A 16,872-nucleotide genomic window follows, 5' to 3' on the forward strand; every position below is an offset into this window, starting at 1 on the left:
GGTGGGGGCGCCTGTGACGACCCCACATGAAACGTCCGTGGCTTAGCCTTTGTAATCCAGAACATAGACGCCAGACTCGTGCAGTTCTGCCGTCCAGTCCGGTTCGATCACCACCGTTGTCGTCACTTCCTCGATCACGGCAGGACCGATGATCTGGTCGCCCGCACCAAGTTTTGCGCCCGTATAGACCGGCGTTTCCCGCGACTCCCCGTCGGCGGTAAAGATCATCGCGCGTGTCCCGGCCAGAGCATGGTCGGCCCCTTTGCCCTTTTCAACAGAAATTCGCTTGGGACGGTCCACACGTCCCCAGATTGCGCTTTCGACATTGACCACTTCGACTACGCTGCCGGGTTCAGAATAGGTATAGAGTTCTTCGTGACGGGCATGGAAGGCCGTCTTGAGCTTTTCCAGCGCCGCCGCGTCCAGCGCGAAGGGATCGACATCGACGGTGCATTCATGGACCTGACCGACATAGCGCATGTCGAGCGAGCGGCGGATCGAGATGCGGTCGGGGCCAAAGCCGTCTTCGGCCAGATCGCGGCGACCCCTGTCCTCCAGCCCGTTGAACAGACCGTCCAGCTTGGCGGCGGCATCTGCCCCCTCCAGACGCACCGGGGCGGGGGCCATGTAGTTGTATTTGACGTCCGAGATGATCTGGCCATAGGCGCACAGGCCCGAGGCAAGTTTCGACACCAGCACCCGGCGGATGCCCATTTCCCGCGCCAGCGCCGTGATATGCGCGCCCGTCGCCCCACCTGCACAGTTCAGCACGAAATCGCGTGGGTCATAGCCGCGTTCGACCGACACGCGGCGGATGGCGTTGACCATGTTGTTGTTCACGATGGTGAACATGCCGTAAGCGGCCTGTTCCGTGCTCAACCCAAGGGGGTGGCCCAGATCGGCCGTGATCGCCTTGCGGGCCTGTTCGACGTTCAGCGGCAGACGCCCGCCCACCAGACCATCGTGGTTGAGATAGCCCAGCACAAGGTTCGCATCCGTCGTGGTCGGCCGCTCGCCGCCCTGATCGTAACAGGCCGGACCCGGTTCGGACCCGGCCGATTGTGGCCCCATCTGCAACAGCCCCATCGAGTCGATCCACCCGATCGACCCGCCGCCCGCGCCAAGCGTTTCGACCTGAATCATAGGAATCCCAATGCGATAGCGCAGAAAGTCGATGTTCTTTGACACATTCGCGCGCCCGTCGCGGGTCAGCGTGATGTCAAACGAGGTGCCCCCCATGTCTACGGTGATAATGTTCTTCAGGTCCCATGGCTCGCCGATATAAAGTGCTGCCTGTGGGGCGGAGGCGGGGCCGGAGTTGATGGCATAGACCGACTGGTCCGACACCACCGAGCCAAGCGCCAGCCCGCCGTTCGACTGGAAATAGCGCACCGGGTTGCGCGCGCCCAAGGACCGGAAATAGCCGTCCACCGCCTCGACATAGGCCGAGAGGATCGGGGCCAGATAGGCGTTGACGATGGCGGTCGAGGTGCGGGTGTATTCGCGCACCTGCGGGTAAAGCTGGCTGCCGACGGTCAGGCGCACGCCGGGCATCATCTCGCGCACGATTTCGGCGGCGCGCAACTCGTGTTCGGGGTGCAGCACCGACCAGACAAAGGAAATCGCCACCGATTCCACGCCTTCGCGCAGGAAATGTTCGCAGGCGGCGCGGACATCTTCTTCGTGCAAAGGCGTATGCACCGCCCCGGTGGACACTACCCTCTCGCGCACCGGACAGCGCAGATAGCGCGGCACCAGCATCCGCGCGGGCGGATATTCCGGGTCGTAGCGATAGCCGTCTTCCTTATGGCCCAGACGGATTTCGATACTGTCCTCATGTCCCTTTGTGGCGATCAGCCCGGTGCGCGCCCCCTTGTGCTGGATCAGCGCATTGAGGCCCACCGTGGTGCCGTTGATGCACAGGTCGGCGTTGGAGACGATCTCCGTGGCGGTGATGCCGGTTTCTTCCTCGATCAGCGCCAGACCGTTGCGGATGGCCTGCGTCGGGTCTTGCGGTGTGGACAGCGCCTTGAAGATGCGCAGGTCGCCCGAACGGTCGGCAAGGATGAAATCGGTGAAGGTGCCGCCGGCATCAATTCCCAGACGGTATTTGTGTTGCATGGGGTGTATCCTTTTGAGTGCGCCCGCCCGTCAGGCGGCGATGTGGCGGAACGGCGGGGGTTGTCTGCCCCGCAAGTCGCCCGAGGAAAGTCGTGAACAGATGCGCCAATGGCAGGTCAGGTGCCCGCCCGCCGCAGCGCGTCCGTTGCCGCATGATCGACGTTCAGGCTGCTGCGGTCGGTGATGACGACGCCATAGTCGCGCCGCGCGCCTTCTAGGCTGACCAGCCCGTTGCGGACATCCTCGACCACCTTTTGCACCTCGCGCGCAAAGGCCGGGCCATAGCCGCCGCCGCCGGGGTTCTTGTTGGCGGCGCGTTCGCCTGGTTGGATGGTCTCGATCACATTGTCGGTGATGATCTGGGTTTCGCCGTTGCGGGTGATTTCCAGCCGCCCGACCTTTTTCTCGATCCAGTCGGATTTTGCGCCCGCCGCCCCCATGGCGGGGATCCGGCGGCCTTCGCCAAAGGTGATGAGCGTCATCGGCGTGTCCAGTGGTTCCACCTCCCAACAGGTGCCGGAGCCGCCGCGATGCTTGCCCGCGCCGCCTGAATCCTCCATCAGCCCATAGCGGTGGATGATGATAGGGTAGCTGTGTTCCAGCATTTCGATGTCTCCGCTGGTCAGCGCGCCAAAACAACATTCCGGCCCGACCGCATGCCAGCCGTCGGCCTGCGCGGTGGCCCCGGCGCCCGAGATGATCGAGGCCAGCACCATGGTGACATATTCCTCGTCGTGGCGCTTGTCCCATCCGGCGATGTTGCAGCCATTGGCATGGCCCCAACTTGCCGAGACCTTGTGCGGGGCCGCTTGTTCAAAGGCCAGCCGCACCGCATCGGTAAGCGTTTCCATCGGCGTCGTGGTGCAGTTCATATGCGGGGCAGGGGCCTTTGCATTGCACAAGGTGCCCTTTGGCCCCATGTCGGTGCTGACACATCGATACAGCCCTTCGTTGTAGGGGGGCGGCAATTGCGCGAACATCATCAGCCCCAGATAGACGCCGGAATGGCTGTTGCCCTCATAGCTGTTGATGAAATACGGGATCTGCGGCGGCGACTGGATGGCGATGTGACAGCCGTCGCCCTTGATCGTCACGGTGGCGGTGATTTCGAAATCGCCATAGCCGTGGCCCGCATCTTCCAGAATGGCGGTGCCGGTATAGGTGCCATCCGGGACCTCGGCGATCAGGCCGCGCATATGCGCCTCGGCCATGTCGAGGAGTTCGGCAATGCACTCCTGCACCAAGGCCTTGCCGTATTTGTCCATCAACCGCTTGAGATTGCGCGCGCCCACCTGACAGGCACCGATCAGCGCGTTGAAATCGCCTTCTTGGTCGCGGCGCGCGCGCATGTTGATGAGCAAAAGGTTGAGCACATCATTGCGCGGCTTGCCCTTGTCCCAGATCTTGACGGGCGGGATGCGCAGGCCTTCGGCATAGATTTCGGTCGCATTGGGGTTGTAGCCCGCAGGCACTGGCCCGCCGATGTCGGTCAGGTGGCCCTTGCACACCGTCCAGAACACCAGCTCGCCCTCGTAGAACACCGGCATATACATGCAGGTGTCGATGATATGGCTGCCGCCATAGGTGGGATCGTTGTGCAAGATCAGGTCGCCGTCGTGGATGTCGCCCTCGAAATACCCGGCCACCGATTTCATCGCTGGAATCAGCGAGCCAAGGTGAATGGGAATATCCTGTCCTTGCAGGATCATTTCCGGCGTCGCGTTGAACAGCGCGGTGGAATAGTCATGCGCAAGGTTGAAGACCGAGCTTCTGGCGGTCTGTTCCAGCGCGAGGGTCATCTCGCGCTGTGTGGTTTCCAGCACTCCGCGCACCACGGACAGCGTAATCGGATCGACGTTGCGTTTGGCCATGCCAACCTCCGGTTCGGGGATCGGGCCTTTGGCAAGACAGGGAGGGCCCCGCCCTTGGGCGAGGGGATGTGCAGGCTCCCTGAACGTACCGAATCCCGGCCTTTTTGTTTCTTTATGGGCCAAGCCTGCCGTTGATTGCGGCGCGCGTCTTGTCTGCGGGCGCACAAGCGTTTGTCACAGAGCGCGCAACGGTCTGCAGATCGGGCACCGCACGGTAAAGGCGGTGGATTTCTGCTATGCAGGGCGCTTGCGGGAATTGACTTATGACGTGGAAGCGCACCCAATGGCGCAGGAACCCTTTGCCCCACAGCGGAGGACGCACGTGAACATTCGGTCGCACAGCACAGACAGTCTTCCCGCATCGGCGCGTGCCGACCATTGGAATGCGGTGATTGCGCGTGCCTATTTCCCACTGGACCTGACCTTTCGCAACGCGGCCAGTTTTCAGGGCACGCTGGACATGAAGGATGCGGGCGATGTGTCCTTGTCGCGCCTGCGGACCGAAGCCGTGCAATATGAACGCCACCGCCACCACATCGCCGCCGCGTCCGAAGAACAGTATCTGATAACCATCCCGCGCCAGTCCCCGGTCGAGTTTCGGCAGTTGGGGCGCGAGGTGCGCTGTGATCCCGGCGGGTTCATTCTGGAGCGCGGGGACGAGCCGTATAGGTTTTCCTATGGCGCGGCCAATGACCTGTGCGTGCTGAAAATCGACAAGCCCCTGCTTGCGGAACGGCTGCGCAATCCTGATCTGTTTTGCGCCCATGTCATCAACGGCCGCGAGGGCATCGGCAGCCTGTTCACCACCATGGCCCAGCAGGTGCAGCGCACCGGGGCCGAGGACCCGGCCAGCGGGCGGGTTCTGGGGCGGCATCTGATCGAGCTTCTGGCGCTGGCGCTGGACCGCGGCGCGGATATTGAACAGGGCGCCGGGTCTTCGGTGCGCGCGGCCCATCGACGCCGCGCAGAGGAGGTGATCCGTCGCAATCTGGCCCAAGGCACACTGTCGCCCGAAACCGTGGCCGAGGGCTGTGGCATTTCCAAACGCTATTTGCACGAGTTGTTTTCCGATGTGAACTGCACCGTGTCGCAATTCATCCGCGAACAGCGCCTTCTGGCGGCGCGTGATCTGCTCTTGATGCCAAATCCCGGCCCGATGTCGGATGTGGCCTACCGCTTCGGCTTTTCCGATCAGGCGCAGTTTTCGCGTCTGTTCAAGGCAAAATTCGGCCAGACCCCCAGCGGGTTCCGGGCCGAGGCGCTGGTCAGGGCCGCGGGCGATTAGGCGGATGCGCTCGCGCTCATGGTGACAGGGCCTCCGGGTTTAACAACCCGCAACACAAGGTCGGTGCCGTTCTGGCGCGCCTCGATCACAGCGGGCTGACCAGCAATCAGCGGCGAAAGCCCCCGATAGGTAAACCGCGCCGGAGTTCGGCCCAGCACTTGCGCCGCCATGTTCAGCATCACCATCGCCTGCAACGGGCCATGCACCACCAGCCCGTCATAGCCTTCGGTCTGGCGGGCGTAATCCGCGTCATAATGGATGCGGTGGCCGTTGAAGGTCAGGGCGGAAAAGCGAAACAGCAGCACCGGGTCGCTGTGCAGCGCGCGGCGGGCAATCGCCGGGCCAAGGTCTGGCGCGGGCGGGTAGGCGGGGACAGCCTGCCCCGGCGCGGGGTCGGCACGATAGACCAGATCCTGCCGTTCGTCGATCACGCTTTGGCCGCCCACCGCATAGTCATGCTGCATCGTCACAAAGATCAGATCCCCGGTGGAGCCTGACTTTGGCACGATCGACGCGATCCGGCTGGTTTTTGTTACCACGTCGCCGGGGGTCAGATCCCCGTGAAACCGGATTTCCCCCCCCGCCCACATCCGGCGGGGCAGGGGCAGTTCCGGCAGAAAGATGCCTTGGCGGGGATGGCCGTCACGCCCCAGACGGTCGGACGTCAGCGCATCGGGGGCCAAGGTCCAGAACAGCCCCAGCGGCACCGGACCCGGTGCCAGATGATCGGGCAGGGTGGATTGCATCTGGCCGATCAGCCGATCGCTGACCACATCCTGCCGGGTGATGCTGCGCTGCATCCAGTCTGCGTATTCTGTCATCTACTTGCGTCCTGTGGGGCCGTGCCGTCAGGGCAAGGGCCATTCAGGGTCCACCAGACCCATCGGATAGGCAAGGCCAAGATCCAGCGGCGGTTGCACCACATATTTGCGATCAAACGGCAGCCAAGGATAGTCCACACCCGAGCGCACGATATAGGGCCAGTCCGGTTGGGCAAACAGCGGCCGCCCTATGGCCACCATATCCGCCGCCCCCGAGGTCAGCGCCGCCTCGGATTGCGGGCCGTCCGCGATGCCGCCATTGGTGATGACTGGCAGGCCAGAAGCCTGTTTCAGGACCGTCGGCATCGGCGTGGGGTCGTTCGGGTCGCGGTTGTCGAGATAGTTGAAACTGGCCCAATGCAGCGCGTCATAGGCCGAGCCTTTCAGTGCCTCGCCCACCGCGCGGGCATAGTCGGTGCCGCCCGGCCAAGCCCCGGTGAAATCATCCACGCCGTCCTGCGACAGGCGCAGCACGATCAGCTTGTCCGGCCCGATGGCCGCGCGGATCTTTTCCCCGATCAGCCGGGCAAAGCGGGTGTTGTTTTCTGCCGACCCGCCGAAGTCGTCCGTGCGCAGATTGGTTTTGGGCGTGATGAACTGCCACAGCAGGTAGCCGTTGGCGCCATGCACCTCGACCCCGTCGGCCCCGGCCTCGATGGCGCGGCGTGCGCCGTCGGCAAAACCATCTGCAACCGCGTGGATTTCCTCGACCGTCAAGGCGCGGGCGGGCGGAAAGGTCACAAGCGGCCAGTCGCCCTTGATGTTGCGGATCTGCTTTTCGTAATCGTTGTCGGTGTAAAGCGTCCAGCCCCCGCTTTGGGTGTCGGACGCGCTGACGCCCGGTTGCCCGTTCAGCGTGCGCGGATCGCAGACCCGCCCGCCATGCATCAGCTGGATGATGATCTTGGCGCCATTGTCATGCACCGCATCACACACCTTTGCCCAGCCCGCCACATGGCGCGCCGTGGCGATGCCCGGTTGCGAAAGATAGGCGCGGGACTGGAACGCCTCTTGCTCATAGGTGCCTTCGGTGATGATCAGCCCAAGCCCCCCCCGCGCGCGCCGCGCGTAATAGGCGGCCATCTCGTCTGTGGGCGTGCCATCTGGCTCTGCCATCTGGCGGGTCAGCGGGGCCATGGCAATCCGGTTGCGCAGGGTCAGCGGCCCAAGTGTGACGGGCGAGAACAGGGTCGGAAAGACGTCGCTCATGATGGTGTCCCTTTGAGAATGATTAAATCCGCCCGACCCAAAGGCCGGAACGGACAAGCTCTGCAATATGGCTACGGATCAGACGCACCACGGCCTTGGTCGCCGGAGCTGCCGCGCGGTGGGGGGCATGGGCCAGGATCAATTCCCGGCTGATCGCAGGTTGGTCGATCTTTTGCGCCACCAGCTTGCCCGCCTTCAATCCGGCCTGCACCGCCGTCAGCGGCAGGATGGTGCGGATGGTGCCGGTGGCCGCCAGATCGCAGATGGTGGGCAGCGTTTCCAACTCCATCGCGATGTTGAGCGGCACTTGCGCCTGCGCACTGGCGGAATCCACCAAGACCCGCAACCCGTGCGGCAGACCGGGCAAGACCAGTTCCTCTGGCGCGATCTGCGCAAGGCTGACCGCGCCACCATCGCCCAAGACCGGGGCCTGCGCGCCCGAAATCAGATATAGATCCTCGAACAGAAGATGCTCGGCATCCAGCAGCGCCGAAGATTTCGTCTTGTAAAGCACCGCAAGATCGACCTTGCCCGCCGACAGCCAATCCGCCACATGGCCGGAAAAGCCCTCCAGCACCTTCATTCGGATCTGGGGATAATCGATACGGATCTGCGACAAAAGCGGGGCCAGCAGGATCAACCCGACCGAGGGCGGCACGGCAAGCTTGACCGTGCCATCCAGCGCCCCCGTACTTTGGCGCATGTCCTGACGCAGGGCCTCGACCTCGGCCAAGATACCGCGCGCCCGCGTCAGAAAGGTTTCCCCCGCCTCGGTCAGCACCACCCCGCGCCCGTTGCGGTAAAACAGGGCATTGCCCATCTCGGTTTCCAGATCACGCACCCGGCGGCTGAGCGCGGATTGCGCCACGTTGTTTTGCAGGGCTGATTTCGTAAAGCTGCCAGTATCGGCAATACTGACGAAATACTGGAGGTCCAGAAACTCCATGCTGCGTGTCTTTCCCCCTTGCGTTAGGCGACGCGCAGGCTGGCGCGCAGATCGGTGGTGGCGGCCATGTCCAGACCCCAGCCGTAGCCATCGGTCGTGGGCTGGAACACAACCCCATAGACCGTACGAGCGTGGTCCGGGGTGATGTAGCCGTCCAGCAGATCGTCCAGCACCTTTTTCGGGTCGCGGTTCAGCGGATCGCCATAGCCCCCGCCACAAGGCGACAGATAGGTGACCACATCGTTCAATTCCGCCCGCATCCCCGAGAATTTTGCGTCCACGTCGCGCGGTTCATCCGTGCCATTGGCGTTGTGGATGCGCACCGCCGCCGTCGCCCCCTCATGCCCGCCAAAGATGCCCCATGGCACATCTTCGTTGCGGTCGGACTCGTGGGTCATGAAACCGGGGGTCAGGAAGCGTTGGGATTTGACCACCCCCATTCCGCCGCGAAACTCTCCCGCGCCGGGGAACACATCGTCGCGGATTTCATAGCGGTCGCAGACCATGGGCAGATGCATCCCCAGATCTTCCAGCGGGTTGTTGCGGGTGTTGCGCATCAACTCCTCGATCGTGTCCGGCCCGTCCGATCTGGGGCGCCCGCCCATCGCGGCCTCGTTCACCTCGATCAGCACCCAATACTCCCCCGAAGGGCGCAGACCGGAATAGCTTGCAAAGGACAGGCAGGCCGCGTTTCCGGCGGTGCATTTGTCGGGCAGGACCGGGGCCAGCGCCTTGATGATAAGGTCGACCACGCGCTGAATCTGGTTGAACCGCGCCTCGCAGGACGCGGGCGCAATCGGGTTGAAGATCGACCCAAGGGGCGCCGTGACCTTGACCGGGCGAAAGCTGCCTTCGTTTTGCGGAATGTATTCGGGGTGGGTATAGGTATCCAGCAGCAGCGCGCGAAAAGCAAAGTAGCACGCCACCTTGGTCGAGCCCTCGAACGGCACGTTGAAGGCGGTCGGCACCTGCGGCGACGATCCGGTCAGGTCCACCTCGACATCATCGCCGCGCACGCGGACGGTGACCTTGATCGGCAGGCGCTTGCCGCGGGTGCGGCCGTCATCATCCATGAACCCTTCGGCAAAGTAATCGCCATCCGGGATCTTGGCAATTTCGCGCCGCAGCATCATTTCGGAATAATCCATCAACTGACGCGACGCCTGTTCCACAGTGTCGCGGCCATAGGTGTCCATCAATTCGCAATAGCGGCGCACGCCCAGTTCGGCGGCAGCGATCTGCGCCTCAAGGTCGCGCATCACCAGACCCGGCACCCTTGTATTGCCGCTGATATAGCGCCACAGCGTGTCGTTGCGCCGCCCCGACTCGACCAGTTTCAGGCCGTTCAGCAACATGCCTTCGGCAAAGACATCCGGCACGTCGATGATCAGGCCGGGGGTGGCGGCGCCAATGTCCAGATGATGCGCGGTATTGGCGGAAAAGCCCACCAGTTCGCCATGGTAAAAGATCGGCATGACGATGCCGATGTCGGGCGAATGGCTGGCGCCAAAATAGGGGTGGTTGTGGATCACCACATCGCCTTCGCGCCACGACTCCTTGGGCAGGCTCTGTTCGATCCCGCGCAGATAGCCGGGGATGGACCCGATGTGCATCGGTGTCGAATCCGACTCGCACAGCGTGTTGTAATCCAGATCGAACAGACCCGCGCCGAGATCCTGACTTTCGCGGATGATCGACGAATAGGACATGCGATACAGCACGTTGCCCATCTGTTCGGCGATGGCATGCAGCGCGCCGCCGATGACTTGCAGGGTGATCGGATCAATGGTCTTTGTCATGGCCTCAGATCTCCTGATGGGTGCGGTCGATCACCAGATCGCCCAGTTTCATCACGCGCGCCTGATAACCGGGCGGCACGATGGTGGTGGAATTTTGCTGCACGATCACCGCAGGCCCTGTGACCACATCCTCGGCGCGCAGCTTCATGCGGTCGAAGCGGGTGGTCTGGATCGTGGCACCATCGTCAAAGGTGGTGGCGCGGGCATAAAGCGCCGCCTCGGACGGGTTGCGCCGCCCGCCTTTTTCCAAAGGCGGCAGGCGCAGGGTCTCGGACCGGGACGATCCGATGACCCGCAAGGTAACGATCTGCACCGCCTGATCCTCGAAGGCATGGCCGTATTCGGTGCGATGCACCGCAAAGAAGCGGCGCGCGATGTCTTGGGCAGATTCTGCCGTGATCGGGCCGTCCGGCACCTCAACCCGCAATTCGAACCCCTGACCCACATAGCGACATTCCGCGATGCGGGTGAAAATCTGCCCGTCAGGCGCGATGCCATCGGCGGCAAGCTGGGCCGTGGCTTCGGCGCGCAGGCGGTCATAGGCGGCGTTCAGCCCCGCCAGCGCCTCGGGCGTGGCCGATTGCAGGATGGTAAGCGACGATTGCGTATATTCATAGCGCGGTTCCGTCACCAAAAGTCCCATGGCCGCCGTGATGCCCGGATGCAGCGGCGAGATCACGTTCTTGACCGCAATGATCTCGCCCAATGCCACGCCATGCAGCGGCCCGGCGCCGCCAAAGGCCATCAGGCTGTAGTTGCGCGGATCAATCCCGCGTGCGACGGAATTTGATGCAATCGCCAGCGCCATGGTGTTGTTGATGATCTTCAAGACCCCCAGCGCCGCATCCTTGACCGACAGGCCCAAAGGTTCAGCCAGATGGGTGCGGATCGCGGTTTCCGACAGGGCAGGGTCGATCTTCAGCCCGCCGCCAAGGAAATGTTCGGCGTCAAGCCGCCCAAGCACGACCTGCGCATCGGTGACCGTGGGCAGGGTGCCGCCCTTGCCATAGCACGCCGGTCCCGGTTCCGCCCCGGCCGAGCGCGGACCGACCCGGAACGCGCCGCCGCTGTCGATATACGCAATGGACCCGCCGCCCGCGCCGATGGCGTCGATGTCGATCATCGGCACCAGAACCGGCATATGGGCCACCTCGGTGTCGCGCGGGTTCTTGATGGTCAGATCGCCATCGCGGATCACGCTGATATCGGCCGAGGTGCCGCCGATGTCGATGGTGATGATGTCGCGCTGCTGGCAGGCCTCGCCGGTCCAGCGCCCGCCGATCACGCCCCCCGCAGGCCCCGACAGCAACAGCCCCACCGGGTTGCGACAGGCCTGTTCCACCGTCGTCACGCCGCCGTTGGATTGCATGATGCGGACAAAGGCGGTGACGCCTGCCTCGCGCAAGCGCCGTTGCAGGTTGTCCAGATAGCGGGCGGTGCGCGGGCCGATATAGGCGTTCATCGCCGCCGTGGAAAAGCGTTCATATTCGCGGATGGTGTTCACCACTTCGCTGGAAGCGCAGACAAAGGCATCGGGCATAACGCGGCGCACGATCTCCTTGGCGCGCAATTCATGGTCATTGTTCACAAAGGAATAGAGAAAGCCGATCACCACCGCCTCCAGCCCGCGTTGGGCAAAGAGTTCGGCGGCGCGCTCGACCGCATCCACATCAAGCAGCGTGTCCACCCGACCGTCGGGCGGCATCAGCCGTTCGGCAACCGCAATCCGGTTGCGGCGCTTGATGAGAGGGGCGCTTTGCCACGGCACATCGAATTGCAATGAAAAGTTGTGCGGGCGCTTGTGACGGCCCATGTGCAGGATGTCGCGGAACCCTTGCGAGGTGATCATCCCAACCTCGGCCCCGTTGCGTTCGATCACGATGTTGGTGGCCACGGTCGTGCCGTGGAACAGCGCGTCGATCTGGCCCGGTTGCACGCCCGCAATGGCGCAGAGTTCGACCACGCCCTGCACCACGCCCACGGATTGATCCGCCACCGTGGACGAGACCTTGTGCGTAAACACCTTTTGCTGACCGGCGCTGTCCACACGTTCCAGCACCAGATCCGTAAAGGTTCCCCCGACGTCGACCCCGACCCTGATCATCTTGCTGCCCTCTGTGTGTCACTGGCGCGGCGACCTGTGTCCCGGAAGGGCAGGGCTGACGCGCGGTTGAGCTTGACCGATAGCATGGGGCATGGATCGCGGGTCTGACAAAGGGATTTTTGCATACCGTCTTTTCGGGGCATCGTCCGGCGCCCCGGATCAGAACAACGATGACGCGATGAAGTTACTGGAAATAAGGGGTTTTCACTGCAAGATATGCCGAAACAGGCTGATAGTGCGCCAAGCTATCCGTTTCAAAGCTATCTGATTTTCCAAAAGTTGTGCGCTGGTGTACAAAATCCATGCACACTTGGGCGCTACACAACAGGGCGCACCCGGCAGGATGCGCCCTGTGTCTGTCGTGTCGGATCGGGTCAAACGCCGATCGGCATCATCGCCTCGGAGCGCGCAACAGGGCGCGGGGCGGTCAGGGCGCGCCAGGTGGTCAGCGCCTGCGACGTTGCGGGGAAGGCCGGTCGGTCGATGTGCCGACCCCGGCCCGGTTGCGGCTGCACCGCCCCCGGCCCCCAGACCACATCGCCGCGCGACAGGGTGTATCGCGGCATGCCCGTCACCTCATAGCCCTCGAACACATTGTAATCGATGATGGATTTCTGATCGACGGCGCGGATGGTGCGGCTGGCCTTGGGGTCGAACACCACGATGTCGGCATCGGCCCCCACCATCACCGCCCCCTTGCGCGGATAGATGTTCAGGATTTGCGCGATATTGGTCGAGGTGACGGCCACAAATTCATTCATCGTGATTCGGCCCGTCATCACCCCATGCGTCCAGAGCAGCGACAAGCGGTCCTCCAGCCCCCCGGTGCCATTGGGGATCTTGGTGAAATTCCCCCGGCCTGCCTGTTTCTGCGCGGTAGTAAAGGCGCAGTGATCGGTGGCCACCACATGCAAGGACCCGGCGGCCAGACCTGCCCAGAGGCTGTCTTGGTGTTTCTTGTCCCGGAACGGCGGGCTCATCACCCGTTGCGCGGCAAAATCCCAGTCGGGATGGGCATAGACGCTTTCATCAAGGATCAGATGCTGGATCAGCGGCTCGCCCCAGACCCGCGTGCCGCGTTGGCGCCAGCGGCGGATGGCCTCATGCGCCTCCTCCGAACTGGTGTGTACGATATAGACCGGCACCCCCACCGCATCGGCAATCATGATCGCGCGGTTTGTCGCCTCGCCCTCGACCTCGGGCGGGCGGGAATAGGCATGCGCCTCGGGGCCGGAATTGCCCTCGGCCATCAGCTTTTGCTGCAATCCGGCAATCAGATCGCCGTTTTCGGCATGGACAAAGGGAATGGCCCCCAGCCCGGCACAGCGGGTAAAGGACGCGAACATTTCGTCGTCATTGACCATCAACGCGCCCTTGTAGGCCATGAAATGCTTGAACGTGTTGACCCCGCGCGCCACCACGGTTTCCATCTGGTCGAACACCCGTTCCGACCAGCCGGTGATCGACATATGAAAGCCGTAGTCGATGCTGGCCTGCCGCGCAGCGCGCGCGTTCCACAAATCCAGCGGGGTGAGCAGTTCATCCGGGTCAGAGATGATGTGATCGATCACCAGTGTCGTGCCGCCCGAGGCCGCGGCAAAGGTGCCGCTTTCCCATGTCTCGGCGGTGCTGGTGCCCATGAAAGGCATTTCCAGATGCGTGTGCGGATCAATCCCGCCCGGCATCACATAGGCCCCCGTCGCGTCGATCACCGTATCCCCCGACAGCGCCTCGCCAATGGCGGTGATGCGCCCGCCCTCGATCAGCACATCGGCGTCATAGCTGCGGTCGGCGGTGACAATGGTGCCGCCCTTGATCACGGTGGTCATCGCAAATCTCCTGTCATTCGGGGGGAAGGATGGCGCCCGTGCGTTCCACGATCAGCCCGTAATGTTCCGGGCGCCGATGGCGGGCAAAGTTGAAGATAGTTTCCTTGTAGATGCGGCCCATATCCAGATCGCATTTGGCGGTGATGACCTCGTCCTGCACGGTGACCGCCTGTGCCACGATCTCGCCCGAAGGCGCGATGATGACGCTTTGCCCGCCCATGCGCGAGCCTTCTTCGGTGCCGCATTTGGCGCAGCCGACCACCCATGTCGCGTTCTGGTAAGCCCCCGCCTGCATCGACAGGTGGTTGTGAAACAGCGTCAGACTGTTCACCGCCTCGTCGCCTGTATGGTCAAAGGGCGTGTTATAGCCAAGCATCACCATATCGACGCCCTGCAAGCCCATGACGCGATAGGTTTCCGGCCAGCGGCGGTCATTGCAGATCGCCATGCCCATCACGCCACCAAAGCCGCGAAACACCCCAAAGCCCAGATCGCCGGGTTCGAAATACCGCTTTTCCAGATGTTGGAACGCCCGTCCGGGCTGTGGTTCGTCATGGCCGGGGAGGTGGACCTTTCGGTATTTGCCGATGATCTCGCCCTTGGAATTCACCAGGATCGAGGTGTTGAACCGCCGTTTCACCCCGTTTTCGACCACCAGTTCGGCATAACCAAGGTTGAACCCCATCCCCAATCGCCGCGCCTCGTCAAACAGGGGCTGCGTGTCGGCGGAAGGCATGGCGCTTTCATAGAAACTGTCGAGTTCCGCTTCGTCCTCGATCATCCAGCGCGGGAAAAAGGTGGTCAGCGCCAGTTCGGTGAACACCACCAGTTCCGCGCCCCGGCCACGGGCCTCGCGCATCATCTCGATCAGGCGGCGCACGGTGTGCTTGCGGGTTTCCGACCGGGAAATCGGGCCCATCTGGGCGGCGGCTGTAATCAGGAAACGGGACATGCTAGGGCCTTTCTTGGGAGGGCAGGGTGCAAGGCCCCCGGCGGACTTTTTTCAACTCTGCCCCATTTCGCCCACAGAACAAGGCCCCGCACATCGGGGCGGGGCCTTGCATAGCTGTTGTGCCGACAGAAGAAGGTTCAGCCGCGAATGGTGCGCATTTTTGTGCGCAAGGACTCGGTTGCGGGCATGTCCACGGTTTCCGCGTCAAGGTCCAGCACCACGCCGTAGCTGTCGCGCGCATCGGCCTCGCGCACGAAACCATCCAGCACATCCTCCAGCACCTTGAGCGGCGGGCGCGTCAGTGGATCACCATAGCCGCCGCCATTCGGGCTGTAATAGGTCATCACATCATTGGCCTGTACCGCCAGTCCCGAGAATTTGGAATACATCTCTTGCTCTTCGCCCGGACGGTCGGGGTTGGTGATGGTGCAACGCCCCACCGCGCCGTCAGCCCCGCCAAAGATGCCCCAGGGCGCATCGGTGTGGCGTTCGGATTCGTGGGTGATAAAGGCTGGCGTCAGCACGCGTTGCGATTTGACCACCCCGATCCCGCCACGATGCGCGCCCGCGCCGGGGGGGGCGTCATCGCGCAACTCATAGCGGTCGCAGATCATCGGGATATGCATCGCAAGATCTTCAAGCGGGTTGTTGCGGGTGTTGGCCATCAGGTTGTCGATGCAGTCCGGCCCGTCCGACCGGGGCCGCCCGCCATAGGCGCCCTCGTTTACCTCCAGAAACACCCAGTAATCGCCATTGGGCCGCAGCCCCGAATAGGCGGCAAAGCTGATCGAGGCAGACGACCCCGCGATCACCTGATCGGGCATCACAGGGGCCAGCGCCCGGATGATAAGGTCGATCATTCGGTTGCATTGGGTAAAGCGCGCTTCTGCACTGGCGGGGGCGCGCGGGTTGAAGATCGACCCCAAGGGGGCCGTCACCTTGATCGGGCGGAACGAGCCCTCGTTCGACGGCACCCGCAGATCGGATGTCGCGGCATCCAGCAGCAGCTTGCGAAACCCCGCATAGGCCGCCACCTTGGTCGAGCCCTCGAACGGTACGTTATAGGCGGTGGGGGTCTGGTCGGCCGACCCGGTCAGGTCAACCTCGACCTCATCGCCGCGCACCCGGACGGTCACCTTAACCTTCAACTGCGCATCGCGATTGCGGCCATCGTCGTCCAGCCAGCCTTCGGCGGTGTAATCGCCGTCGGGAATGGCGCTGATGCGTTGGCGGGTCATGCGCTCGGCATAATCCATCAACTGCCGTGCGGCGGCAAAGACCGTGTCTTCGCCGTATTTCTCCAGCAGTTCGACAAAGCGGCGCGCCCCCATCCGGGCCGAGGCGACCTGTGCCTCGATGTCCATCACCAACTGGCCCGCGGCACGGGAATTGCGGCGGATATAGTTCCACATCGCATTGTTGGGCGCGCCCTTGCGATAAAGCTTGGTTCCGGCAAACAACATGCCTTCGGCAAAGACATCTGGCACGTCGATAATCAGGCCGGGGGTGGCCGCGCCGATATCGACATGATGCGCGGTGTTTCCGGCAAAGCCGACCAGACGGTCCTGATAAAACACCGGGACCACGATGGCCAGATCGGGGGTATGCGAGGCACCGTAATAGGGGTGGTTATGCACCACCACATCGCCCTCATACCATTCGCCATCCTCCAACGTCTGCGCAATGCCGCGCAGATAGCCGGGGATCGACCCGATGTGCATCGGCGTGCTTTCGCTTTCGCACAGCGTGTTGAAATCGGCATCAAACAGGCCCGCGCCCAGATCCTGACTTTCGCGGATGATGGAGGAAAACGACATGCGATAGAGCACATGGCCCATTTCCTCGGCAATCGTCTCGAAGCTGCCGCGAATGACCTGAAGCGTGATCGGATCGACTGTCTCGGCGATCGGGGTGATTTTGTTCATGACGGGCCCT

General features: G+C 63.0%; 11 protein-coding genes. 1 reads left to right on the top strand and 10 read right to left on the bottom strand.

Going from position 1 to position 16,872, the window contains the following annotated elements; translation table 11 throughout:
* Nucleotides 1-42: 42 nt before the first annotated feature.
* Both Q8K08_RS19320 and Q8K08_RS19325 read right to left on the bottom strand, forming a co-directional pair.
* Nucleotides 43-2,121 carry a hydantoinase/oxoprolinase family protein gene (locus Q8K08_RS19320; RefSeq protein WP_305251362.1) on the bottom strand — a complete coding sequence of 693 codons (2,079 nt, stop codon included), beginning with the start codon at nucleotides 2,119-2,121 and terminating at the stop codon, nucleotides 43-45.
* A gap of 116 nt (nucleotides 2,122-2,237) precedes the next feature.
* Nucleotides 2,238-3,992, bottom strand: coding sequence for a hydantoinase B/oxoprolinase family protein (locus tag Q8K08_RS19325; protein WP_305251363.1), 1,755 nt, complete (start codon nucleotides 3,990-3,992; stop codon nucleotides 2,238-2,240).
* A 322-nt stretch (nucleotides 3,993-4,314) separates the two neighbouring features.
* Between Q8K08_RS19325 and Q8K08_RS19330 the strand changes: the two genes are divergently transcribed.
* A complete protein-coding gene (locus Q8K08_RS19330; RefSeq protein ID WP_304797872.1) occupies nucleotides 4,315-5,277 on the top strand; it encodes a helix-turn-helix domain-containing protein in 963 nt (320 codons plus the stop codon).
* On the opposite strand, the gene Q8K08_RS19335 is transcribed toward Q8K08_RS19330, so the two are convergent.
* From Q8K08_RS19335 to Q8K08_RS19370, 8 genes are all read right to left on the bottom strand, one after another.
* The gene (locus Q8K08_RS19335; protein ID WP_305251365.1) at nucleotides 5,274-6,098 is read right to left on the bottom strand and encodes a MaoC family dehydratase N-terminal domain-containing protein; all 825 of its coding nucleotides are present in this window, start codon (nucleotides 6,096-6,098) and stop codon (nucleotides 5,274-5,276) included. The two genes, Q8K08_RS19330 and Q8K08_RS19335, sit on opposite strands and share 4 nt — an antisense overlap.
* 27 nt (nucleotides 6,099-6,125) lie before the next feature.
* Entirely contained in the window at nucleotides 6,126-7,307 is a 1,182-nt protein-coding gene (locus Q8K08_RS19340) for a hypothetical protein (RefSeq protein WP_304797868.1), read from the bottom strand.
* 22 nt (nucleotides 7,308-7,329) lie between these two features.
* A complete protein-coding gene (locus Q8K08_RS19345) occupies nucleotides 7,330-8,253 on the bottom strand; it encodes a LysR family transcriptional regulator (protein ID WP_305251368.1) in 924 nt (307 codons plus the stop codon).
* A 23-nt stretch (nucleotides 8,254-8,276) separates the two neighbouring features.
* On the bottom strand, nucleotides 8,277-10,052 hold the full coding sequence (locus tag Q8K08_RS19350) for a hydantoinase B/oxoprolinase family protein (RefSeq protein ID WP_305251369.1): 1,776 nt from the start codon (nucleotides 10,050-10,052) through the stop codon (nucleotides 8,277-8,279).
* Between the two features lie 4 nt (nucleotides 10,053-10,056).
* Nucleotides 10,057-12,156: a hydantoinase/oxoprolinase family protein gene (locus tag Q8K08_RS19355; RefSeq protein ID WP_305251371.1), complete on the bottom strand. Its 2,100-nt coding sequence runs from the start codon at nucleotides 12,154-12,156 to the stop codon at nucleotides 10,057-10,059.
* 374 nt (nucleotides 12,157-12,530) lie between these two features.
* Nucleotides 12,531-13,985 carry a dihydropyrimidinase gene (hydA, locus tag Q8K08_RS19360; protein ID WP_305251374.1) on the bottom strand — a complete coding sequence of 485 codons (1,455 nt, stop codon included), beginning with the start codon at nucleotides 13,983-13,985 and terminating at the stop codon, nucleotides 12,531-12,533.
* A gap of 13 nt (nucleotides 13,986-13,998) precedes the next feature.
* Nucleotides 13,999-14,937 carry an N-carbamoyl-D-amino-acid hydrolase gene (locus tag Q8K08_RS19365; protein ID WP_304797854.1) on the bottom strand — a complete coding sequence of 313 codons (939 nt, stop codon included), beginning with the start codon at nucleotides 14,935-14,937 and terminating at the stop codon, nucleotides 13,999-14,001.
* A gap of 137 nt (nucleotides 14,938-15,074) precedes the next feature.
* Nucleotides 15,075-16,862, bottom strand: a complete 1,788-nt coding sequence (locus Q8K08_RS19370; protein ID WP_305251376.1) for a hydantoinase B/oxoprolinase family protein — start codon at nucleotides 16,860-16,862, stop codon at nucleotides 15,075-15,077.
* Nucleotides 16,863-16,872 lie beyond the last annotated feature (10 nt).

It is taken from the genome of Pseudotabrizicola sp., assembly GCF_030684215.1.
GTDB lineage: Bacteria > Pseudomonadota > Alphaproteobacteria > Rhodobacterales > Rhodobacteraceae > Pseudotabrizicola.